Raw genomic sequence first — 22,606 nt, 5'->3', positions numbered from 1 at the left:
TAGATTAAATATGGAGAAAGATTCTGACGAGAGTCTGAATTTTAATTATTCATAAAAAACTTAAAAGTGGAATTGGATTAAAAAATAACATTTCAACCCTATAAAATAAAAGAGGGAGCATCACAGATACTCCCTCCCCCTTTTACGAACTACAACACTATTAAGCGGCCGCGTATGCGTCCATTAACAGATATAGCAGCTTGTCTCGTATTGCCTTATATTCAGGACTTGCAACAAATGATTTTTTCTCTCGAGGTCTCGGGATGTTCACTTCAATTACATCACCTATTGTAGCAGCCGGACCGTTGGTCATTACAACAATTTTATCAGACAGATAAATAGCTTCTTCAATATCGTGTGTAACCATTAGAATTGTTTTTTTATGTTCATCCGATGCCCAAAGCTGCGTTAACTCTTCATGCAAAGAAGTCTTAGTCAATGCATCCAATGCTCCGAATGGTTCATCCAATAATAATATACTCGGATTGATAGAGAACGCACGTGCAATAGCTGTACGCTGTTTCATCCCGCCGGAGATCTGTTGAGGCAATTTATTTTTATGCACATACAAACCTACTTTATGCAAATAGTAATCTACTATTTCATTTTTTTCAGTTTTTGATTTAGATGAAAACACAGAGTCAACCGCTTCATAAATATTCTTCTGAACTGTTAACCAAGGCAGCAATGAATAATTCTGAAACACAATTCCTCTATCCGGTCCCGGTGCAGAAATGGTTTTATAATTTACAACAACTTCTCCTTTGCTTGGTTTTACCATTCCTGCAATTGCATTCAGTATTGTGGACTTACCACAACCTGAATGTCCGATCACTGAAACGATCTCCCCTTTTTTAATATTCAGGTTTACATTCTTAACTGCTACATAAGTTCCTGCAGGAGTTGGGAAAGAGATCGTCATATCTCTGATCTGAATTCCAAGAGCAGAATGATATACCTTTGTATTATTTATATCTAATTTATCAGTTGCATTTTCCATAAGTCGAATAATTTATTTGTACGTAACCAATTTACCAAGTGATAAGAAAAGACGGTCCAGAATTAAACCCACAACCCCTATAATAATAATTGCCGAAATTACTTTTTCAAGACTTAATGCATTCCAGCTATCCCATACAAAGAAACCAATACCTGTACCGCCAGACAACATTTCACCGGCTACAATTACAAGCCATGCTACACCAATACTCAAACGTAATCCTGTAATGATATGAGGCAATGCATACGGGATCATAATCTTCATTACATATTTGGTTCTCGAGAAACCAAATGCTTTACTTACGTTTTTAAAATCATCCGGAATAGAAGCAACGCCTACTGCCGTATTAATAAGTGTTGGCCACAACGAAGTAACGAAGATGATAAACGTTGTTGCAGAAGCTGAATTCTGAAATGCCACCAAGCCAATCGGGAACCATGCAAGCGGTGAAACCGGTTTTAATATCTGAACGATCGGATCAAACATTTTATAAAACAATTTACTTGCACCTAACAACATTCCAATCGGAATGGCAAATATCGTAGCTAAGCCAAAACCCATTGCTACACGAATCATTGAATACCATAACTGTAATCCTATACCTTTATCATTAGGTCCGTAGTCGTAAAAGGGATTTACCAACATACTGAATAAAACAGAAAGTGTAGATGCAGGTCCGGGCATTTCGCGTTTTAGAAACACACTGATTCCTTCCCAGAAAAGCAAAAACATTCCAATACCAACAAACGCCAGCAATACTGGTTGAAGTTGATTCCAAATTTTCTTAAACAGAACAGCAGCGGTACCTGATGCTTCTTGAGAAGCATCAGATCCAGTTACTGTTAACCCAGGTATAAACTTTTTAAGTATCATCGTTTTCATAGTATACACGAGATTAATCAAGTTGTTATTTATTTTTTGCAAACTTTTAAATAGGCTGCAATATTCGTAGGATCAAATAACGCACCCGGCTCAATCGTTAGAGCGAATGGTTTCATGTCATCTGCTGGGATTGCAATTCCCATTTCACCGGCAACTTCTTTGTATAAATCCTGCATCAATAATTTATCAGCAATCGCGCTGTAATCAGGAGCAGTTTCTAAATATCCAAAACGAACATATTGTGCCATAAACCACATAGCATGTGCCTTACGAGGAAAGTTTACAGCACCTTTTTTATGGAACAACATATAATCATCAGCATACGTAACCTGACCTTGATTGCAACCTAAATCATAGATACCTGCTAAACGGTTATCAATAACATCTGATGGAGCATTGATGTAATTAGGTCCGCCAACAATCGGCGCTGCTTGTTTTCTGTTCGCCATTACATCCAAAATTTTGCATGCGTCCAACACCGCTTTCATTACTTTTTTCAAATCATCTCTTCTGCTTTCAGAAAATGCTTTGTTCACTACCAATGCTTTTTCAGGATGATGCTTCCAGATATCCTGACTTGCAATGTGTGTAAAACCAACGCCTTGTTTTACAGCAACACCGTTCCATGGCTCACCTACACTGAAACCATCCATGTTCCCTACTTTCATGTTCGCAACCATTTGCGGAGGTGGTATGGTAATGATCTTTACACTTTTTTGATCCACACCTGAATTCACCAACCAGTTTCTCAACCATAGATCGTGTGTACCACCCGGAAACGTCATGGCAAATGTCAACTCTTTTCCAGCAGCTTTACGTGCATCAACAACACCTTTAACTTTTCCGGTTTGTTTGTAACCAACTTTACCACAAAATTCATTGGAGAGTGTGATCGCCTGTCCGTTTGTATTGATGATCATAGCAACTTTCATTTCAGAACCAGCCTTACCGCCAACACCAGTGTATACAGAAAATGGCATACTTGCTAAACAGTGTGCACCCTGAAGTTCGCCTGTTAATATTTTATCACGAACGTTTGCCCACGAAGCTTCTTTACTCAATTCAACATTTACTCCATACTTTTTGTAATAGCCGTACTCTTTTGCCATTACTACGGGAGAACAATCTGTTAGAGGAATGAAACCCAACTTTATAACTTCCGATTGTTGGTGAATTGATTTTGCGGACGGAAACACAAATAACGAACCCGCTAAACCCAAACCCAAAATTGTATTCTTAACTGTTTTAGATACTCTCATATTTTTAAACTTTTAATGTTTTAATTAGTAATTAAAATTGTGAAGGTGCTTCAAGTGCTGCTACTTTTTTATTCAACTCATCAATACTTTTCTTCATATCCTTCATGCCTGTATTGAGCATATTTGTAAAGTCCGGACGGATGTTGATCATAACATATGCCCACTGTCCTGTCAGATACTTACCTTTCGTTGCAGTGTTTACAGGCAACTTCAATGCAGACAATGTTTCAGTTCCAAACATTGCTGAATAGCCGAATTCAAATCCTACAGCTTTCGTTAAGTTGTAGTTCAATACAAAATCAATTTCTGTACCCAAGCGTGTATTCATTTTATCAGATTTATCTGCGGCTGTAGCAATATTGGCTACTTGATTACCTGCAAAGAATTCATGAATGTCTAATGTCAGAATTAAGTTATCACGCAATCTGTATTTTGATTTCCAGTAAAGATCGATCAAACCCGGAGACAATCTGTTTGCTGAACCATTTGCAGCTTGTAGACCGTATGGATCTGCAACGTAGAAGTAATCCATAAAACCCCAGAATTTATGCGGTGTACCGTACAGTGGATCAAAACTTCTGTTTACTTTCGATGTAGAATCCATTGTGTTGTTACCTGATAAGAAATCAGCTCCAGGGCCAGTCATTAATTTTCTGCCTACCGCAAATTGTGTAGATAAGCTAAACATATACCCATCCATAGTTTTTCCGTTTTTATCTTCGTTGCCTTGATAGAATGCCTGTCCGTCGATTTTATGTTTGCGGAACAATGTTCCATACACACTCAACCCAACAGTTGTTCTATTGTTTGTTCCTGGTATATAAGCTGTATTTGCACCATTTCTTTTTTGAAAATTTTCATTGAAGTATAAACCGGTGATCTTAGTAAAACCGAACTCTTTGCTTACATACAAATACTGCATTGCTTTGTACATAACACCAATTCCATTGGTGCCTGCTGCAGCTTGGATTGGTAAACCATCCGGACCTAATTGTGCAGCAGGAACGCCCGTATATACGGTACCTGTATTTTTATATTCTCTCGATTGATTGAATGCAAAACCTGCATCTGCTCTCCATGCTTTTTCAGCGAATTTTAAAACAATTGCATCATGACTTCTTCCTTGTTGCAACCAATCCAGGTTTCCCAATAATTTAGAATCATCATACATGATTTCCTGACGACCAACTTTAAATCCTAAAAAATCGACCTTTTTAAGAAACGTTGAATCATTGATTTGTACTTCGCCCCAGGCTTCGTGCATAAACAATCTGCTCCCATCAAGGTTTGATATGGTAGATGCATCTTGTCCCCATGTACGGATGTCTTGTATAGAAGCAAAAAATTTAAATCGATCTGCAGTCAAGCCTACATTCAATCTCAATCTGCTATTGGTAAATAAAGTTGGTTCATAACCTGCCTGTGGTAATGTTCCCTGTCCTGCTCTTAATTCTGTACGCGTTCTATACTGACCCGTCAATGTAAATTGAGCAAACAAACTCGAAGTGAAAAAAAACGCTGTCAGCGCCAACATCACTCTTGCAACTGTATTACTTCTCTTCATCATAAATGTGTTTCGATTAGGTGTTTCGTTTTCTTTTCGGGGACGTTCAATACATCCACGTCACAATAGTAAATAAAATACGTATCACTTGTACGTATTTATACTTAATATTTGTACGTATAACAAAAAGTTCTTTATAAAACACCGCAGTATATTCGCTAAATACAATTTTTAGGTACTTTTACGTATGATAAAAGAATAAAAATTAAGAATAATACGTATAATTTATAAGTACTTTTAACTAAAAAACATATACAAATAGGAAAAGGCCCTTCATTTTTCACCCATAAAACTCAAAAAATATGAAAAACGAGGAAAATCCAGCTCAAAAAACCTTTATTCTAAGTCTATACTATTATTGAAATACTTCAAAAAATAACCCAAACAAAAAAGAGTCCCGACCCCGATAGTTATCGGGGTCGGGACTCTTTTAACCTGTTAAAATCAATACGTAAGAACTAAACGATGTTATCGTCTAAGGCAACACGAACAAGTTCTACCGCATTTTTTACTTTTAATTTTTTCATAATATTTGCACGATGTGTTTCAATTGTTCGGATACTGATACCTAAACCATCTGCGATCTCACGATTGTTTTTTCCAACTGTGATCATTTTCAAAATACCTTTTTCTCTTTTCGTCAGTTCATAATCATCGTTGGTACCGCCGCTTGTCTGTTGAAAATCATTCTGCTTCACCTTATTCAGATAACCCGCAACCAACAAACTTGATATCGCAGTATTGAAATATTTTTCACCGTTATAAACAGCATTGATTGCCTTAACAAACTCAAGCTTATCAACGTCTTTCAATAGATACCCGTAAGCACCCGCTTCAACAGACTTCAAAATATAAGTTTCATTATCATGCATCGACAGAATCAACACCTTAGAATGCGGATACTTTTTAGAGATCGTCATGGCTGCATCAATACCATTCATTTCAGGCATTGTGATGTCCATAATAACTACATCAGGATTCAATTGCTTTACAGACTCAATCGCTTCAACACCATTTACTGCTTCACCAACAATAACAAAATTTGTTTGGTCTTTCAAAGTAGCCTTAATCCCATCCCGTACAATCGTATGGTCATCTACTAATAAAATATTAATTTTCTCCATGATACTAAATTATTATTGCAGGAATTTCTACGGTTATAGTAGTTCCCTCTTCAATTATACTATTAAATATAAGATTTCCATTTAATAAACTTACTCTTTCGCGAATATTCGTCATCCCTCTGCCGCTTCCATCCGTCTTTCTTTTATCCTGAGGCGTAAATCCTTTTCCATTATCCTCTACAGAAAATCGAATCCGGCCTGCCTCAAACTGAAGATCCAAAACAATATTTGTGGCATCAGCATACTTAATGGCATTGTTTAATGCTTCCTGAATAATCCGATAGGTGTTAATTTCTATATTTTTTTCAAACCTTCCAATATCCTTCACCCCAACAAATTCAATCGAAACATTATTTGAACCATTCACAGAATAGCGTTCACTTAAATGCAACAATGCTGCCCCTAATCCAAAATCGCTTAATACGCTTGGCATTAAATCAAAAGATATCCTTCGTACTTCCAGTATGGTTTCCTGAAGTAAGTTTTTTATTCCATCAACATATTCTTGTTCTTCCGGACTTGATGCAGGTTTTATTCCTTGAATATTGAATTTCAATGCCGTTAACATCTGCCCTAATCCATCGTGAAGTTCGCGTGCAATTTTTCGTCGCTCTCTTTCCTGTCCTTCCAATACAGACGAAGTTCTGATCTTATGTTCATTCACACTGTGTCTGAACTTTTCTGAAAGATCTGTATAAATAGCAATGTATTGATTGGGCACATGTTCATCGTTCAACACCGGTATGATTGTCGTATCCAGCCATACATAAGATCCATCTTTCGCTTTGTTTCTGATCTCATCGTTCCATACCTGTCCGCTTGAAATTGTTTCCCATAACACATCAAAGAATTGCTGCGTATGATAATGACTGCTTAATATATCCAATCGCTGACCGATCAATTCTTCTTTATCATATTTAAGGATCTCACAGAATTTATCATTGGCATACGTGATCACGCCAAACCGATCTGTACGGATCATAATGGTTGCAAGCTCCAGTGCAAAATTTATTCCTTTAATATCTTTTAATGACTTATTCAACGAGTTATTCGCAATTTTAATTTTATGTGTCAAAGCCAAAGCTTTCTGTTCGGAATCGATCAATTCTGAAATGACAGACTTTATCTTTTTAGAAACAGGTCGAAAGATAAAAAGCCCTTCTGCCAGCAAAATTAAAATTGTCAGAACAAACAATACCCATTCAACATTTTTCAAAAACAACACTTTAGCTCGCGCCTCATGATCGTATTGATATACGATTTCGTTCATGTGCTCTAAAAATATTTTCTCATTATCAACTAATCCTCTTAATGCAGCTTCTATTTTCGCAGCATCACGAGGCGTATGTTTAGACTCGGTAGCAATGACAGAAGCGTTTTCATATACCTTATAAAAATAGGGATCAAGAACTCCGAACATTTCCTTTACAACCTTGCTTTCCGTTGCAGGAAGCTTCAGTCTTTCATTACCTTCTAATAAACCTATATGTCTTTCTTTCCATTGATCTAATAAAGAGTCAAGCTTGATTCCTATATCCGGATACGAATTATGCGGAACATTACCCTGGATCAATAAACACAACTTGCAGATCTCTTGACTGGTATAGCGTTGCCGCCCAGCCATGTTTACTACATAGGAATCACTCAGCTGATTGGTAATGGCACGTTGAATCAACAATTGTCCGGCAATAGTCAGTAATGCAACAGCAGATAACGCAACAATATATAGTTTTGTTAATCTTCCTGAGGAATGCTTTTGTACTTCTACGTCTTTTATATTACCGAGCTCCATGATTACTATTTACGTAAAAATACCTAATTTTATAGGAAATCAAAATCAGCTACACAGCAATGCCACTAAATCGGATTGAAGAACTTCTTAAGAAAAAAGGAATAGGCCCCGAAGGAAGTAAAAGTTTACTGATAACAGAGCTTGAAGAGGTTGAGATTGCCTTCACGAATGCGTCCTATAGCCTTACTACCCGGGCAACGCTGTTAACAGCTTTATTAATGCTGCCTGCGACCGAAAGCGAAGCGCTGTGGTTAAAGCAATTGCATGCTTCCTATACTGATATACTCCCAAAGAGTTTGCATTTTATGATGAACAGATCGTATGCAACAACTTCTTTTGAACAGTACCTGTGCGATACGCTTGCATTAAAAGACCTTACGTACGAAGAGGCTTTTGATGCAATGACTCAATTGCTTACAGATGCTGCGATCCCTGATTTTCAAAAAGGAGCATTCCTGGAAGCGCAACGACTGAAGCGTGAAAGTTTTGATGAAAACAAAGCCTTCTTTGATGTGTTATGGAAGCATACAAAACGAATTGAAACACAATTACCGTTGCTTATTGACATAAGTGACAATTATGATGGCTTCAATCGTTTTCATAATCTTGCTCCTTTCTATGCAGCAGCAATCGCTTCATGTGGCTATCCATGCATTGTTCATGGTACAGACGAAGTTGCACCCAAATATGGCGTAACGAGTAAAAAAGTATTGGATGTATGCAATGCAAATACACACAAATCAGGTGAACAGATTTCAAGTCAGCTCAGCGATCCTTCTATTGGATGGGGATACATCGACCAGTCTGTCTTTCATCCCTTGTTATTCAATTTAAAAACCATTCGTAAGGAAATGGTTAAACGTCCGTTCTTAGCAACGTTTGAAAAAATGATGCAGCCAATCCGCGCGCAACATGGCAATCATTTGTTAACCGGATTTACGCATGCACATTACCGTACTGAAGTTGCTGAACAACTTAAAGCCCAGCAAAAAGTAGCTGCGGCAATGGTTATTAAAGGGCTCGAAGGTTCTTCCTGTGCGCCTTTAACACGAGAAACAATACAAGTAATTCTTTCAAAGAATACAATCATAGATCAGCAAATCAATCCGTCGGATTTTATTCAAGGAGAACATATACAACTTCCAAGTAAATCTGTTCATGCAGAAGATGCTGCACGCGAAGGAATGGATGCATTACATGGAAAAAAGAATCAAGCCTTCTATCAGATCATCTATTATACAGGCATGACACTTTCTGGCTTTGAATTAGAATCGAAAGAAGCCATTCTTGAAAAAATTGAAGCAAACATTCTTTCAGGGAAAGTACTAGAACATTTTTCTAAAGGTTTACTTTGATTTCAGCAGCCAGGAAGGTTGTTCAACCGAATTCATTTGCGCCTCGATCTTGATGATACGATTTGCTGTATACCTTCCCGGTTTTGTTGGCGACCACTCTAATGGCAAGGGCAATATCGCTGCAAGTGATGCAGCACGCTTCTTGGAAAGTTTTAGTGCAGTAGTTTTAAAATAAATTTCAGATGCTGCTTCAACCCCATAGATGCCATCTCCTAATTCAATGATATTTAAATACACTTCCATGATCCGTTCTTTCGACCAGATGACTTCTATGAGAAATGTGAAATACATTTCAGCACCTTTCCGGATCCAGGTGCGTGATGGAAATAAAAAAACATTTTTAGCGGTCTGCTGACTGATAGTAGAAGCACCTTTCATCTTTTTACCTTTATGCTTTTTATTGTAGGCCATTGCTTTTTTAATGGCGTCCCACTCAAATCCATTGTGCTGCAGAAACCGCTGATCTTCGGAGGCCATAACCGCATACACCATATTGGGTGAAATTTTTTCTATCGGTTTCCAGGTCTTATGTATAACCAACGAGTGGTCTGCTCCGAAAACACCTTGAGCAACACGCCAGATCATAAGCGGCGTAACAACTGGATTAACAAACCTATGTACGATCACTATCTGAATCGTATACACAAAAAAGTACATGACACTTGTTAAAGCAATTAACCTGATTTTTTTCATTCTAAAGAAATTCGAACACGAGTACTAAATCTTTACAAATCTAACCATTTAAGAGTTATTTGATTTAATATAAAATAGGTAAATTGTTGAAAATATTTCAATATGAATAAAAATGAGGCATTGTTACGGATTCAGGAATTAAGTAAAATTCTTCACTATCATAACAATTTATACTATCAAAAAGACACTTCTGAAATATCAGATTTTGAGTTTGATACACTTTTAGCAGAATTAATTGCGTTAGAAAAACAATTCCCGGAATACCTGACAACCGACTCTCCTTCTCAACGTGTTGGCGGCACCATAACAAAAGAGTTTGCTTCCGTCACACATAAATACCCAATGCTTTCACTTTCTAATACCTATTCAGAAAGCGAAATAAGAGAATTTGATGAACGAGTAAAAAAATCTGTTGGCGCTGTTGAGTATGTATGCGAAATGAAATTCGATGGCGTTGCTATGAGTTTAACCTACATGAACGGTATCCTTTCTCATGCAGTAACCAGAGGCGATGGCGTTAGAGGCGATGACGTAACACACAACATTAAAACGATAAAGAGCATTCCCTTAAAAATTCAAACGGACAATATTCCTGCAGAATTTGAAGTGCGCGGTGAAGTATATCTTCCGTATGAGATGTTTGAACGCATCAATCAGGAACGTGAAGATATTGGTGAAGCACCTTTAGCTAATCCAAGAAATGCTGCTAGCGGCACCGTTAAAATGCAGGACTCCGGCGTTGTAGCAAAAAGATCACTGGATTGTTTTATCTATTCTCTATTACAAGATTCGACTACACAACCAACGCATTCAGCGGCACTCAAACAATTAAAAGAATGGGGCTTCAGAGTTTCTGACTCCTATAAGGTATGTTCTTCTGTAGACGAAATCATTGAGTACATCAATCATTGGAGCGAAGCACGTTTCAATCTTCCACTAGCTACCGATGGTATTGTTATAAAAGTAAACGACCTGCATCTTCAAGCTGAGCTGGGTATGACAGCCAAAAGTCCACGCTGGGCAATCGCATATAAATTCAAAGCGGAAGAAGCTTCTACTCCTATTATTTCTGTTGAATATCAGGTTGGACGCACCGGAGCAGTTACGCCTGTTGCCAATCTTAAACCTGTGCATCTTGCAGGCACAACCGTTAAAAGAGCTACGCTGCACAATGCAAATGAAATAGAACGACTCGATTTACATGAAGGCGATACCGTATTTGTAGAAAAAGGTGGTGAAATTATTCCTAAGATAACGCGCGTAGATCTTTCAAAAAGAATTCCAAACAGTAAGACAATTGAATTCTTAAAAAATTGTCCTATTTGCAGTAGTCATTTAATTCGTATTGAAGGAGAAGCTGCATGGTATTGCCCGAATGACAAGGGCTGCGCTCCACAAATTACCGGAAAGATAGAGCACTTCATTCAACGCAAAGCTATGAATATCGATGGCATCGGATCCGAGACCATTGAATTGCTTTACAAAAAAGAATTGATCAAAAACGTAGCCGACTTGTATACTCTTACCTATGATCAGTTAATAAATCTGGATCGGTTCGGAGAAAAATCTGTTACCAATGTATTAAATGGAATAGAAGCTTCTAAGCAAACACCTTTCAAAAGTGTGTTGTTTGCAATAGGCATTCGCTATGTAGGTGCAACGGTTGCTGAAAAATTAGCCGTACATTTTAAAAACATAGAAAGTCTGCAACATGCTTCTGAAGAAGCGTTGCTTCAGGCTCCCGAAATCGGGATCAAAATTGCACAAAGTATTCGAGAATGGTTTTCGATTGAAGACAATATTCAATTGATCAATAAACTTAAAGAATCCGGTGTAAAGCTGGAACTTAGTGAAGGCGAAATCATTAAACAAGAGTCCGATATTTTTTCAGGCAAAAGCTTCGTCATTTCCGGTGTATTTGAAAAGTACGAACGGGATGAACTGAAAGAAATTATCATCAAAAATGGAGGTAAGATCAGCTCTGGCATTACCGGAAAACTGGACTATTTGGTTGCCGGAGACAACATGGGACCTGCAAAGCTTGAAAAAGCTCAAAAACTTAATATAAAAATCATTTCTGAAGCCGAATTTGAAACTCTGCTAAATGCATGATTGTTTTACACAAATAGAAAAATACAGTGCCTGTATTTTCTTAATGTTCTGATAATTTGCCAATTTTGCGTATTAAATAAAAACTACAATCGTGCATACGTTTTACGGTACTGGTACAGCTCTAATTACTCCGTTTAAAAAAGATCATTCGGTTGATTACGACGCTTTCAAAAATTTGATTGAATTCAATATTTCTTCTGGTGTGGACTATTTAGTTGTAAATGGAACTACAGCAGAATCTGCGACAACAACAAAAGAAGAAAAGGCGAAACTCCTTGAAGTAGCCTTAGATGTAAATAAAGGTCGTTTACCTTTTATGTATGGCATCGGCGGAAACGATACTGCTGAAGTTTTACAACGCATAGGTGCAGCAAACTTCAAAGGCATTGATTCTTTGCTTTCTGTTTGTCCATACTACAACAAACCTTCTCAGGCAGGCGTTGTTGAACACTACAGAGCAATAGCTGCCAAAACACCTGTTCCGGTATTGGCATACAATGTACCTGGAAGAACAGGCATTAACATGTCTGCGAATACATCTATCCGCTTGAGTGAAATACCAAACATCTTTGGTGTAAAAGAAGCAAGTGGAGATATTGTTCAGGCATTAGAAATCATAAAAAATACGCCGGATAACTTTTTGGTTATTTCGGGTGATGATCTACTTGCCGTTCCAACCATTGCAATCGGAGCTGTAGGTGCTATTTCAGTATTGTCCAATCCATACCCGGGTAAATTCTCTGAAATGATCAAAGCAGCCTTACAATCCCGTTTTCAGCAAGCAACAGAGACGTTAATGACGTTTACAGAAATAAATCCGCTTATGTATGAAGAAGGCAATCCTGTTGGAGTTAAAAGCCTGTTAGAGCACTTAGGGATTTGTACAAACGAAGTACGTTTACCATTGGTAAAAGCTTCTGATAATCTAAAAAACAGAATTGCTGAGGCACATAAAAAAATAAAAGCATAAATCAGCTTGTACGGCAGGCAAATAAAAAAGCCTTCTCGCAATTAGCGGGAAGGCTTTTTTATTTTAAGACAGAGCAGTGTTATAAATTATTCGCCCGCATTTTTAGCATCCTGAACTTCTTTTCTGATGTCTTGTGCAATGTTTTTTAAATCTTGCATGCCTTTTCTTACTCTAGTACCTGCGGCACTATTCTGCTTGTCATAAAATTTAACAAAGTCAGCTTCCAAAGAAGAGACAAGGTCTTTAAGTTGTTCAAATCTGTTCATTGTATCCAAAAATTTTGAGTTTACTAATCGTTTTGATAATTGAAAATACGAATTTATTCTTTAAATGACCAATTCTGGGCCAATAAATTTATATTTTTTCTTTTAAATAGAAATATTCGTTAAGCTTTTGCTGTATACTCCTTGCTTCAATTTTTCAGCAACTTCTGCAAATGCACTAATCGTTCTTTCTACATCGGCAAGTGTATGTTCAGCTGTTGGGATTAAGCGAAGCATCATAACTCCCTTAGGAACAACAGGATATATAACTATTGAACAGAAGATACCGTAATTTTCTCTCAAATCGATGATCATTTGGGCAGCTTCAGATTCTGTGCCACTTAAATATACCGGAGTAACAGGTGATTCAGTTTTGCCAATATTAAAGCCTTTATCTTTTAAACCTTTTTGCAATGCGCGAACCACATTCCAAAGATTTTCTCTTAACTGAGGCTGAGAACGAAGTAATTCTAAACGTTTCATATTTCCAACTACCAATGCCATAGGCAATGTTTTAGCGAAAATCTGAGAACGTGTATTGTATCTTAAATATTCAATGATGTTTTCTTTTGATGCAACAAATGCTCCAATGCTAGCCATTGATTTTGCAAATGTAGAGAAGTATATATCTACTTCATCCTGTACACCTTGTTCTTCAGCTGCACCTGCCCCTGTTTTACCCATTGTACCAAAACCATGTGCATCGTCAATTAATAAACGGAAAGAATAGTGTTTTTTCAATTCAACAATTTCCTTCAATCTACCCATATCACCAGCCATACCGAATACACCTTCAGTAATAACTAGGATCGAACCTTTAGTAGGATCGATCATTTTATTTGCACGCTCTAATTGACTTTTTAAGTTATCGATATCGTTGTGCGGGAAAACTAAACGCTTACCGATATGCATACGCATACCATCAATGATACATGCATGAGATTCTGAATCGTAAATTACAATATCGTGACGATCTAATAAAGCATCAATGATAGACATGATCCCCTGGTAACCGAAGTTTAAAACCATTGCATCTTCTTTACCCATGAAACTTGACAACTGAGCTTCAAATTCTTCAATCAGATTTGAATTACCAGACATCATACGAGCACCCATTGGATAAGCCAAACCATAATCTGCCGAACCTTGAGCATCTGCCTTACGAACTTCAGGGTGATTAGCTAAACCGATGTAGTTATTCAAACTCCAGTTCAATACATCTTTACCTCTAAACTTCATGTGAGGAGCAATATCACCTTCAAGTTTAGGAAATGCAAAATAGCCGTGAGCGATATTTGAGTGCTTCCCTAGGGGCCCTCTGTCGTGCTGTAATTTCTCAAACAGATCCAAAGTCGTATAAATTTAAATAGTTAAATTATGCTAATAATAAGATTTTGATAAATCATTCACATTTATCAAATCCCACAAAGCTAATACTTTTTGAGTTAAACTTAAAGAAATGTAGATAAAAAAGTGTGTTTAACGTAAGACAGAAGCCTATTTAAGAAGTTGTACAACTGCTTAAAATCCTAAATTAAAATACACAACTTATCCGTTAAATGTGGTATTTTGAGAATAAATCAATACATTGGCTCAAAATTCTCACATATCTTTTTTTGTACAAAAGGAATATATTCAATAATATGAAAAAATCACTGCTATTTTATGGATTCTTGTTGTTTGCTTTTTCAACAACAGCCCAAACCTTAATTAAAGGCAAGATATTTAACATGCAAGGCCCAAATGCGGCATCCTGGGATCTAATTGAAAACAAGCAGCAGTTTATCACTGCTAAAGCGGATCACAAAGATCTGGTAAACATTACTGATTCAATAGATCTTCCCGCATTTAAAAAAACATTCAAATCATACAATTCTACTCATTTTATCAAAGTAGAAACAGGTAAACTTCCCCCATTAACTTACGCCGGACTTGAATCTGCCTTTAATGCAGGCAAATATAGTTCAAGCATCGAAAATGTTAACATCGGAGATGTTTTTATCGCAAAAGTAAGAGAAACTAAAAGTTTTGCGTTGATCAAGATCACGTTTATAAAAGATGATGGTAAATCAAAACAGAACGGCGGCGATAACAACGATTACATTGAATTTGAATATACCTTATTTGCTAATGTTGATACGCATGCTACATTCAACGAAGCATTGACCTTATTTAAAAAAGGAGATTTTATCAATGCAAGTAATAAATTCAAACAAGCAGCAAATGAAGATCCTAAAAGCTATGAAGCGTATTACTACATAGGCTTATGTAAAGCGGAATTAGGTGATCATGCTGCTGCAATCACTGCATTTACAAAGGCGATTGACATCAAACCAAACTATGCAGCTGCATTTTCTAAAAGAGGTATTTCTGAAAGCAAAGAAGGTTCAAGAGATGAAGCACTGGCAGATTATACAAGTGCAATCAAATACGATTCATCTTATTCTGAAGCATATCAGAACAGAGCCCATGAATTGTTTTTATTAAGCCGCTATGAAGAATCTATAAAGGATTATTCTAAAGTGATTGCTCTTCAACCGGATAATTTTCAGGCATATTACGGAAGAGGTTTATCTAAAGCAGAATTCGGAAAACACGAAGCAGCAATCGCTGATTACACCAAAGCGATACAATTGTATCCGAACTTTACATATGCATATTTCTATAGAGGTTTCTCTGAAAGTCATTTAGAGAAATACCCAGATGCCATTAAAGATTTCAACAAAGCTATACAATTAGATCCGAACGATCATACAGCATACTTCAACAGAGCATATGTAAAACGTCAGGAAGGTGAATACGAAGAAGCTATAAAAGATTACAATAAATGTATCTCGTTAAAGCCAAATTTTGAAGAAGCCTATTACCAAAAAGCAAATACGCTTTATTTCATGGGAGACAAAGTAGCTGCAACAGAAGAATTCAATAAAGCAGTTGCCAAATTCCCTAATGAAGCTGCAGGCTACACCAACCGTGGTTACTTCTATATGAATATCAAAAAGGATAAAGAAGCAATGGATGATTTCAACAAAGCATTATCACTTGATGCGAATGATGCTGAAGCATATAAATATCGTGGGATTTTAAAAAATGAGATCAAAGATAAAGATGGTGCATGTGCTGATTTAGCTAAAGCAGTAGCACTTGGAGATAATGAATCAATCACTTTGCAAAAAGATATCTGTAAGAAATAGTGTTTATAGATTCACTCAAAGAAATTGATGTTATTTTAGCTTCTGGTTCTCCCAGAAGAAAACAACTTTTAGAGGATGCGGGAATTACATTCCGCATCCTTACTAAAGAAGTTGAAGAAAACTTTCCCGTCTATCTTCAACGCACAGAAATCCCACTCTACCTTTCAAAAATTAAAGCGCATTCAATAAAGTCTGATTTCCCGGACAGCTTGATTATTGCAGCAGATACCATTGTTGTACAACGAAGAGATGTATTGAACAAACCTGCTTCACCCGAAGAAGCGAAACAGATGCTCTTGAAGTTGTCTAACAACATGCACGAAGTTATAACAGGTGTTACAATTTGTTATAAAGGTCAGGAGCGCTCCTTCTACGACATCACAGAAGTTTTTTTCAAACCTCTGAGCGAAGACTATATCAACTATTATATCGAACACTATAAGCCATTTGATAAAGCCGGTTCTTATGGCATTCAGGAATGGATTGGTATGGTTGGCATTCAAAAAATACAAGGAGATTTTTATAATGTAATGGGCCTCCCCGTTTCTAAATTGGTTAACGAACTTGAAAAAATATTTAATCCAAGCTTAGATCAAGGAAACCAACAGCCGGGAGAGAATCAAAGTAAGTATCTTTATTTTGGCATTTAATTTAACACATCGAATCTTCAAGAATTCTTAATTCAACTGAAGGAGAAATTTTTTCATAAAGTATATTATACACTGCCTTAGTTATCGGCATTTGCACATTCAATTTTTTATTGATTTCATATACACACTTCACGGCATAATAGCCTTCAGCGACCATATTCATTTCCACTTGCGCTGCTTTAACCGAATATCCTCTGCCCACCATATTACCTAGTGTACGGTTTCTACTGTATGGAGAATAACAAGTAACCAACAGATCACCCAGATACGCAGACGCATTCCAGTTGCGTTCTTTCTTAACAACGGCATCCACAAACAATTCTATTTCAAGCATGGCATTGGAAACCAATACCGCCTGAAAATTATCTCCGTAATTCAATCCACGTGCTATACCGCATGCAATTGCAATGATGTTCTTCATTACCGCACAATACTCAACACCATACAGATCTTCAACAACTGTGGCCTTAACAAATCGGCATTGCAGTAAATTTGCAACCACTGAAGCAACAGATAAATCCTCTCCTGCTATAGATAAGTATGAACGTTTTTCTAAGGCAACTTCTTCTGCATGACAAGGTCCTGCAATCACACAGATTTTTTGAGACGGAATTTCATGATTCTTTTGCAATAGATCTGTAACCAAAATATTTTCCAGAGGAATCATCCCCTTGATAGCAGAGACAATAATTTTCCCTTTTAAAGCTGCAGGAGGAATCGTTGCCAATACATCACCAATAAAGGCTGCAGGAACTACAAAAATAACAACCGACACATCTTCTAATGCTTTTAATACGTTGGTTGTTGGCTTTACCTTCTTTGTATTAATCGCCACATCACTCAGATAGGTTGGGTTTTTACCAAACTCTAAAATATGATCGACATCTTTTTTATTTTTTAACCACCAATTTATACGTACATCGTTTTCTGAAAGTATTTTAACAAGCGCGGTTGCCCAACTCCCTCCACCTATTATTGCAATTTTTGTTGCGTCTACCTTTTTCTGCATCAGTATTCGTATTATGTTTGTTTAAAGATTATGTAAATATACATCATAAAAGTTAAACCTATAAATGACTGCAGAACCAAATTCAATACAAAAACAATATTTAGGAGTCTTTTTAGGTATTTGCAGCGCTGCATGCTTTTCTACGAAAGCAATCATGGTTAAATACGCCTACATGTATGGCGCAGATACTGTTTTCATTTTATTCCTTCGATATTTCTTCTCCTTTCCGATCTATATTTTCCTCGCATGGTATTATTCCAAACAGGCATCAACTCCTATATCTAAAACACAATGGGGATGGATTATATTTTTGGGTTTTATTGGTTATTACGTTTCAAGCCTATTCGATTTTACCGGATTAACCTATATCTCTGCTTCTTTAGAGCGACTTATATTATTCATATACCCAACCTTAATTGTTGTTCTTAATACCATCTTATTTGGCAGTAAATTGCAGCGCAAGGATTATTTCGCCTTGATACTTACTTACATCGGTATCTTCTTTATTTATTTAGGCAATACAGAATCCAATACAGAAAATTTAATTAAAGGAAGTATTTTAGTATTTGCCTGCGCAGTAACGTATGCATTCTACATTGTCGGTAGCGGAAAATTAATTCCCATCATCGGTTCGCAACGCTATACTGCCTATGCTATGATTGTATCATGTATCTCTGTAATGATACATCAAGGAGCAGTAAATGGAATACCCGATTTTTCAACGGCTTCAACTCCGGTTTTATGGATCGGATTTGCCATGGCGATTATTGCAACCGTTATCCCTTCGCTTACTCTAGCGCAATCGATTAAACTTATCGGCACGGATAAGTCTTCCATCATTGCAACCTTAGGCCCTGTATTCACTATCGCTCTGGCAAATTATTTCCTGAACGAACCTTTCACAATCCGACAAGCTATCGGTACGCTGTTTATTATTACAGGAGTTTGGTTTGTGAGTAAAAAATAGAGTCCCCCCTCATCTTCATAATATTTTCTGAAATTTCCTTGCAGTTCAACTAATTTTGTATTTACTTTGAACTACAAAGTACTTTACAATACTAATTAGGTAGACAAAACGCAAATATGAAAGTTCTTATTAAACTCCTAATCGGTAGTATTCTTTTGCATATACTGCTATACATGATTATACCGATAGGAATTTTTTACAGTCATATTGATAAACTCTTTACAATCTGGATATATCAGGGAATGGCAAACCTTCTTTTACAGCCTATTCTACTTAGTTACAGTTGGTATTATTTCTTTAAAATACAAGTAATAAATGCCTGGCTGGCAATATTATTAATTATTAACAAATTATTATTCCTGTTACTGCTACTACCCGCTTTTATGTTGGGTTGCTTCATATTCGGTGATTGGAATTTTTAACTTCATTAACACAAATTATTATGAACACATTAACAAAACAAAAAATAACAAAAGAAATCCGCACGTTACTCATTGTATTTATAGTTCTTCTGATACTAAGTGGCATCACGGCCTTCCCCATCGAAACAGAATTGGCTGCATTAGTTCACATAAAATCTTTTTTACCATTAACCATGCAGTCGTGGCTCACTACAATTTATGAGGCTGTAGCGATTACAAATAAAACATATCCTTATTTAAGCTATGGAACCGACTGGCTTGCATTTGCACATTTGGTTATTGCAGTGGCCTTCATCGGACCGCTAAAAGATCCGGTGAAAAATATATGGGTAATTGAATTTGGAATGATTACCTGTTTGATGGTATTCCCCCTCGCCTTTATCTGCGGACCGATCAGAGGCATTCCCTTTTTCTGGCAACTGATCGATTGTTCCTTCGGAGTATTCGGATTAATCCCTCTTTACATCTGTCATAAAAAAATACGATTGCTTGAAAAGTATGCATAATTGCAACTCCTCATCCCCAACCCTTCTCCTCAAGGAGAAGGGAGTGCTTCTCTTCGCAACTCTTTATGTATAATTAAATTGCTTCACTAAATGAAACGAATTCATAATTCATAATTCATAATTCATAATTCATAATTCATAATTCATAATTCATAATTCATAATTCATAATTATCAAAAATGAACACACTCACTAAAACACTCTTCTGGCTCACGTTCTTTAGCATTGCAATGGGATTTATGGAAACTGCTGTGGTTGTAGACCTGCGCGAATTATATTATCCGGAAGGGTTTGATTTTCCGTTGATGCCGATTGCACCAAGAATTGCTCTTACAGAATTCTTACGCGAAGCTGCAACTATTATTATGTTAGCAGGTATTGGTATCCTGGCAGGTAAAAATAAGATGCAGCGTTTTGCATTCTTTATTTATGCCTTCGCCATCTGGGATATTTTCTATTATATCTTTTTGAAAGTCTTATTAGACTGGCCTGCATCCGTGTTTACCTGGGACATCCTTTTCTTAATTCCTGTTCCTTGGGTCGGACCGATACTCGCACCATGCATCGTTTCTCTAACCATGATCGTACTTACTGCCGCTATCATCTATCTTCAGGAGAACGGCTTCAAAGTAACATTCAAACAAAAAGAATTCTCGTTGCAAATTCTGGGCTGCATGATCATCATCGGATCTTTTATATGGGATTATGTTCAAACGCATGATCTATCACAAATGTGGACCGTCTCAAGCAAAGAAGCGTTATTGAAAGACATGACCAGTTATATACCCCAAGCCTATAACTGGTGGATCTTCTGGGCAGGTGAAGCACTGATCGTTTATGGAATTGTATTGTTTATCATTCGGGTAAAAAAGGAAGGGCAAACAAAAAGTTCTCTCTTAGTAAGTATTAACTTAAATCAATAAAAGAATTGACTAAACGAAACAAACATTATTAGTAGTAAATATTTCACTAATTTTCACCAATATACACTACAGAGAAACCTCCCTTCTCCTTTTAGGAGAAGGGCTGGGGATGAGGTCTTAGAAAAGATCGAATATGTCACGACATTCAATCTAAACAACATCCTTTCACTTCAATAAAATGCTTGTATCTTTACAATGATAATTTTACACGTATGATTATATATTCCAACGATCAATTCGTTTCAGATAGCGAAGCTCTTTTCTCTGTAGATAACAGAGCATTCCAATATGGTGATGGCATCTTCGAAACAATGCTCGGTAAAAACAATACCATTCAATATTTTTCAGATCACTTTGCCCGATTGCAAAAATCCATGGAATGCCTGGAGCTTAGCAACGAAGTATGCAGCAGCGAAACAGAATTGAAGTACATCATTCATGAACTCATAAAGAGGAATGAATATGGACCAAACGTACGTATCAAATTAATCGTGCATAGAAACTGGGGCGGATTATACGCACCGGAATCTACCAATGGCATTCTTACTGTTCTTGTAAAAGAATATGTACCTGGGATACATTCAAGTAAAGCCTATGTGGTTTTTTCAGACGATGTGCGCAATCACTACCATAAAGGCTCTATGTTTAAATTACTCAGCTCTGGAAGATACGTACTGGCCGGACTTGAGATGAAGCGCAGAAAAGCAAACGACATCATCATTACAGATATCGATGGCAATGTGAGCGAATGCTTACAGGCAAACATCTTCTGGATCAAAAACAATACGATCTATACACCAGGCATTGAAACAGGTTGTATTGATGGGGTTATGCGTAAACAGATCCAACAATACTGTGCCGTTAACAACATTGAATTTAAAACTGGCTTTTATAACATTACCGAATTAGAAAAATCGGATATTGTCTTTGCAGGAAATGTTGCAGGACTTACTCCTTTTGCTCAAATAGAAAAAGTGAAATTCAGAATCGAAAACGAATTGTTTGATACGTTGAAACAAAATTTATAATAAATTACATGAACAAAAGAACAATTCAAATCTTAAAAATAATTCTTCCAATAGCTTTACTTGTAGCTATTGATTTATTAATCAAATTTCAGGTTAGAACTCATCTCGAATATGGACAAATGATAGAGCTTCTTGGAGACAAATTAATGCTAACGCACGTTGACAACATGGGAATGGCTGGTTTTAATGTATTTAAAATTGGTATCTGGATTTTCAAAGGTTTTACTCTTATTCTATTTATACTGATCTTAAGAAAAAACTCGCTACCTATTTTTATGATCTCATCAACGTTGATTTTATTGGGATGGCTTGGCAATTCATTAGACAGATTATTTTTCGCTAAAAATACTGAAGGCTATATGTTCATGGATTATTTCTACGAAAACATAATTACCCATACCATTACAAATATTTCATCTCTCCTTACAATTGCCGGCTGTATTCTATTACTATTCTCTATAATAGCACACTTCAATGCTTTCAAAGATATTTTTCGTAAAAATCATATCTAAACCTATAGAGTGAAAGTATCGCAGTGGCACCAACAACCTACTGCTCCACCCCGCCACTATGGTCTGTGGTACACAGAACACCAAAGGTGGTATCCATATTCTATTGCGTTCTTTGTGAAAAAAATTTGCACACGTTATGGTTTATCTCTATTGATTCTTTACTATCGTTCGAACGTAACTTTCGTTTTCATATATAACCACAACAATATAAATACCACTTTTCAATTCCTTCCCTATACTGATTGTTTCATTAATGTCAAATTCGGTAGACTCATAAACGATCTCACCTTGCATATTCATTACTTTTAACATCGCAGAACCTGCATTCTTTTTGTAATGAAAATCAATGCGTGTTTCATCAACAAATGGATTGGGAGCAAC

General features: G+C 36.7%; 21 protein-coding genes. 10 read left to right on the top strand and 11 right to left on the bottom strand.

Going from position 1 to position 22,606, the window contains the following annotated elements; translation table 11 throughout:
- Positions 1-160: 160 nt before the first annotated feature.
- From A3EE_RS0107120 to A3EE_RS0107095, 6 genes are all read right to left on the bottom strand, one after another.
- Entirely contained in the window at positions 161-1,000 is an 840-nt protein-coding gene (locus tag A3EE_RS0107120; protein WP_018342753.1) for an ABC transporter ATP-binding protein, read from the bottom strand.
- 12 nt (positions 1,001-1,012) lie between these two features.
- Positions 1,013-1,882 (bottom strand): nitrate ABC transporter permease, encoded by an 870-nt coding sequence (ntrB, locus tag A3EE_RS0107115; RefSeq protein WP_157446931.1) that lies wholly within the window; start codon positions 1,880-1,882, stop codon positions 1,013-1,015.
- Positions 1,883-1,911: 29 nt separating this feature from the next.
- Positions 1,912-3,141 (bottom strand): CmpA/NrtA family ABC transporter substrate-binding protein, encoded by a 1,230-nt coding sequence (locus A3EE_RS0107110; RefSeq protein WP_018342751.1) that lies wholly within the window; start codon positions 3,139-3,141, stop codon positions 1,912-1,914.
- A 31-nt stretch (positions 3,142-3,172) separates the two neighbouring features.
- Complete coding sequence (locus A3EE_RS20180) at positions 3,173-4,708, bottom strand: alginate export family protein (protein ID WP_083921251.1); 1,536 nt, start codon at positions 4,706-4,708, stop codon at positions 3,173-3,175.
- A 455-nt stretch (positions 4,709-5,163) separates the two neighbouring features.
- Positions 5,164-5,829 (bottom strand): response regulator, encoded by a 666-nt coding sequence (locus A3EE_RS0107100; RefSeq protein ID WP_018342749.1) that lies wholly within the window; start codon positions 5,827-5,829, stop codon positions 5,164-5,166.
- A gap of 4 nt (positions 5,830-5,833) precedes the next feature.
- Positions 5,834-7,621 carry a sensor histidine kinase gene (locus A3EE_RS0107095; protein WP_018342748.1) on the bottom strand — a complete coding sequence of 596 codons (1,788 nt, stop codon included), beginning with the start codon at positions 7,619-7,621 and terminating at the stop codon, positions 5,834-5,836.
- A gap of 59 nt (positions 7,622-7,680) precedes the next feature.
- Here A3EE_RS0107095 and A3EE_RS0107090 point away from each other — a divergent pair, with 59 nt between their 5' ends.
- The gene (locus tag A3EE_RS0107090) at positions 7,681-8,976 is read left to right on the top strand and encodes an anthranilate phosphoribosyltransferase (RefSeq protein WP_018342747.1); all 1,296 of its coding nucleotides are present in this window, start codon (positions 7,681-7,683) and stop codon (positions 8,974-8,976) included.
- On the opposite strand, the gene mtgA is transcribed toward A3EE_RS0107090, so the two are convergent.
- A complete protein-coding gene (gene mtgA / locus A3EE_RS20175; RefSeq protein WP_018342746.1) occupies positions 8,968-9,669 on the bottom strand; it encodes a monofunctional biosynthetic peptidoglycan transglycosylase in 702 nt (233 codons plus the stop codon). The two genes, A3EE_RS0107090 and mtgA, sit on opposite strands and share 9 nt — an antisense overlap.
- A 102-nt stretch (positions 9,670-9,771) precedes the next feature.
- Here mtgA and ligA point away from each other — a divergent pair, with 102 nt between their 5' ends.
- Both ligA and dapA read left to right on the top strand, forming a co-directional pair.
- Positions 9,772-11,781: an NAD-dependent DNA ligase LigA gene (gene ligA, locus A3EE_RS0107080; protein ID WP_018342745.1), complete on the top strand. Its 2,010-nt coding sequence runs from the start codon at positions 9,772-9,774 to the stop codon at positions 11,779-11,781.
- A gap of 91 nt (positions 11,782-11,872) precedes the next feature.
- Positions 11,873-12,751 (top strand): 4-hydroxy-tetrahydrodipicolinate synthase, encoded by an 879-nt coding sequence (dapA, locus tag A3EE_RS0107075; protein ID WP_018342744.1) that lies wholly within the window; start codon positions 11,873-11,875, stop codon positions 12,749-12,751.
- Between the two features lie 86 nt (positions 12,752-12,837).
- Here the strand turns inward: dapA and A3EE_RS0107070 are convergent, their stop codons facing one another.
- Both A3EE_RS0107070 and A3EE_RS0107065 read right to left on the bottom strand, forming a co-directional pair.
- The gene (locus tag A3EE_RS0107070) at positions 12,838-13,017 is read right to left on the bottom strand and encodes a hypothetical protein (RefSeq protein ID WP_026209645.1); all 180 of its coding nucleotides are present in this window, start codon (positions 13,015-13,017) and stop codon (positions 12,838-12,840) included.
- A 102-nt stretch (positions 13,018-13,119) separates the two neighbouring features.
- A complete protein-coding gene (locus A3EE_RS0107065) occupies positions 13,120-14,364 on the bottom strand; it encodes an aminotransferase class I/II-fold pyridoxal phosphate-dependent enzyme (RefSeq protein ID WP_018342742.1) in 1,245 nt (414 codons plus the stop codon).
- A 293-nt stretch (positions 14,365-14,657) separates the two neighbouring features.
- Between A3EE_RS0107065 and A3EE_RS0107060 the strand changes: the two genes are divergently transcribed.
- Both A3EE_RS0107060 and A3EE_RS0107055 read left to right on the top strand, forming a co-directional pair.
- Positions 14,658-16,208 (top strand): tetratricopeptide repeat protein, encoded by a 1,551-nt coding sequence (locus A3EE_RS0107060; protein WP_018342741.1) that lies wholly within the window; start codon positions 14,658-14,660, stop codon positions 16,206-16,208.
- Entirely contained in the window at positions 16,208-16,858 is a 651-nt protein-coding gene (locus A3EE_RS0107055) for a Maf-like protein (RefSeq protein WP_018342740.1), read from the top strand. Before A3EE_RS0107060 ends, A3EE_RS0107055 begins: the two co-directional genes overlap by 1 nt.
- A 1-nt stretch (position 16,859) precedes the next feature.
- Here A3EE_RS0107055 and A3EE_RS0107050 read toward each other — a convergent pair whose 3' ends face one another.
- A complete protein-coding gene (locus A3EE_RS0107050) occupies positions 16,860-17,867 on the bottom strand; it encodes an NAD(P)H-dependent glycerol-3-phosphate dehydrogenase (protein ID WP_018342739.1) in 1,008 nt (335 codons plus the stop codon).
- A 64-nt stretch (positions 17,868-17,931) separates the two neighbouring features.
- Between A3EE_RS0107050 and A3EE_RS0107045 the strand changes: the two genes are divergently transcribed.
- The 5 genes from A3EE_RS0107045 to A3EE_RS0107020 all read left to right on the top strand — a co-directional run bounded on the left by A3EE_RS0107045 (position 17,932) and on the right by A3EE_RS0107020 (position 22,225).
- The gene (locus tag A3EE_RS0107045; RefSeq protein ID WP_018342738.1) at positions 17,932-18,834 is read left to right on the top strand and encodes a DMT family transporter; all 903 of its coding nucleotides are present in this window, start codon (positions 17,932-17,934) and stop codon (positions 18,832-18,834) included.
- 442 nt (positions 18,835-19,276) lie between these two features.
- On the top strand, positions 19,277-19,762 hold the full coding sequence (locus A3EE_RS0107035) for a hypothetical protein (protein WP_026209644.1): 486 nt from the start codon (positions 19,277-19,279) through the stop codon (positions 19,760-19,762).
- Positions 19,763-19,941: 179 nt separating this feature from the next.
- Positions 19,942-20,685, top strand: a complete 744-nt coding sequence (locus tag A3EE_RS0107030) for a hypothetical protein (protein ID WP_157446930.1) — start codon at positions 19,942-19,944, stop codon at positions 20,683-20,685.
- Between the two features lie 212 nt (positions 20,686-20,897).
- Positions 20,898-21,713: an aminotransferase class IV gene (locus A3EE_RS0107025; protein ID WP_018342734.1), complete on the top strand. Its 816-nt coding sequence runs from the start codon at positions 20,898-20,900 to the stop codon at positions 21,711-21,713.
- 8 nt (positions 21,714-21,721) lie between these two features.
- Entirely contained in the window at positions 21,722-22,225 is a 504-nt protein-coding gene (locus A3EE_RS0107020) for a signal peptidase II (RefSeq protein ID WP_018342733.1), read from the top strand.
- A gap of 147 nt (positions 22,226-22,372) precedes the next feature.
- Here A3EE_RS0107020 and A3EE_RS0107015 read toward each other — a convergent pair.
- On the bottom strand, positions 22,373-22,606 hold a 234-nt coding region (locus A3EE_RS0107015), incomplete at its 5' end, for a T9SS type A sorting domain-containing protein (RefSeq protein WP_026209643.1).

Source organism: Cytophaga aurantiaca DSM 3654 (genome assembly GCF_000379725.1).
In the GTDB taxonomy this organism is placed as follows: Bacteria; Bacteroidota; Bacteroidia; order Cytophagales; family Cytophagaceae; genus Cytophaga; species Cytophaga aurantiaca.
This window is presented reverse-complemented; position numbering and strand designations above follow the sequence as displayed.

Bases quoted from the DNA above. Each gene is read 5' to 3' on its own strand.
- A3EE_RS0107060 (WP_018342741.1), top strand. From the start codon at position 14,658: ATGAAAAAATCACTGCTATTTTATGGATTCTTGTTGTTTGCTTTTTCA.
- A3EE_RS0107050 (WP_018342739.1), bottom strand. From the start codon at position 17,867: ATGCAGAAAAAGGTAGACGCAACAAAAATTGCAATAATAGGTGGAGGG.
- A3EE_RS0107070 (WP_026209645.1), bottom strand. From the start codon at position 13,017: ATGAACAGATTTGAACAACTTAAAGACCTTGTCTCTTCTTTGGAAGCT.
- A3EE_RS0107035 (WP_026209644.1), top strand. From the start codon at position 19,277: ATGAACACATTAACAAAACAAAAAATAACAAAAGAAATCCGCACGTTA.
- A3EE_RS20180 (WP_083921251.1), bottom strand. From the start codon at position 4,708: ATGATGAAGAGAAGTAATACAGTTGCAAGAGTGATGTTGGCGCTGACA.
- A3EE_RS0107020 (WP_018342733.1), top strand. From the start codon at position 21,722: ATGAACAAAAGAACAATTCAAATCTTAAAAATAATTCTTCCAATAGCT.
- A3EE_RS0107110 (WP_018342751.1), bottom strand. From the start codon at position 3,141: ATGAGAGTATCTAAAACAGTTAAGAATACAATTTTGGGTTTGGGTTTA.
- mtgA (WP_018342746.1), bottom strand. From the start codon at position 9,669: ATGAAAAAAATCAGGTTAATTGCTTTAACAAGTGTCATGTACTTTTTT.
- ligA (WP_018342745.1), top strand. From the start codon at position 9,772: ATGAATAAAAATGAGGCATTGTTACGGATTCAGGAATTAAGTAAAATT.
- A3EE_RS0107025 (WP_018342734.1), top strand. From the start codon at position 20,898: ATGATTATATATTCCAACGATCAATTCGTTTCAGATAGCGAAGCTCTT.
- ntrB (WP_157446931.1), bottom strand. From the start codon at position 1,882: ATGAAAACGATGATACTTAAAAAGTTTATACCTGGGTTAACAGTAACT.
- A3EE_RS0107030 (WP_157446930.1), top strand. From the start codon at position 19,942: ATGAACACACTCACTAAAACACTCTTCTGGCTCACGTTCTTTAGCATT.
- A3EE_RS0107090 (WP_018342747.1), top strand. From the start codon at position 7,681: ATGCCACTAAATCGGATTGAAGAACTTCTTAAGAAAAAAGGAATAGGC.
- A3EE_RS0107095 (WP_018342748.1), bottom strand. From the start codon at position 7,621: ATGGAGCTCGGTAATATAAAAGACGTAGAAGTACAAAAGCATTCCTCA.
- A3EE_RS0107045 (WP_018342738.1), top strand. From the start codon at position 17,932: ATGACTGCAGAACCAAATTCAATACAAAAACAATATTTAGGAGTCTTT.
- A3EE_RS0107100 (WP_018342749.1), bottom strand. From the start codon at position 5,829: ATGGAGAAAATTAATATTTTATTAGTAGATGACCATACGATTGTACGG.
- A3EE_RS0107120 (WP_018342753.1), bottom strand. From the start codon at position 1,000: ATGGAAAATGCAACTGATAAATTAGATATAAATAATACAAAGGTATAT.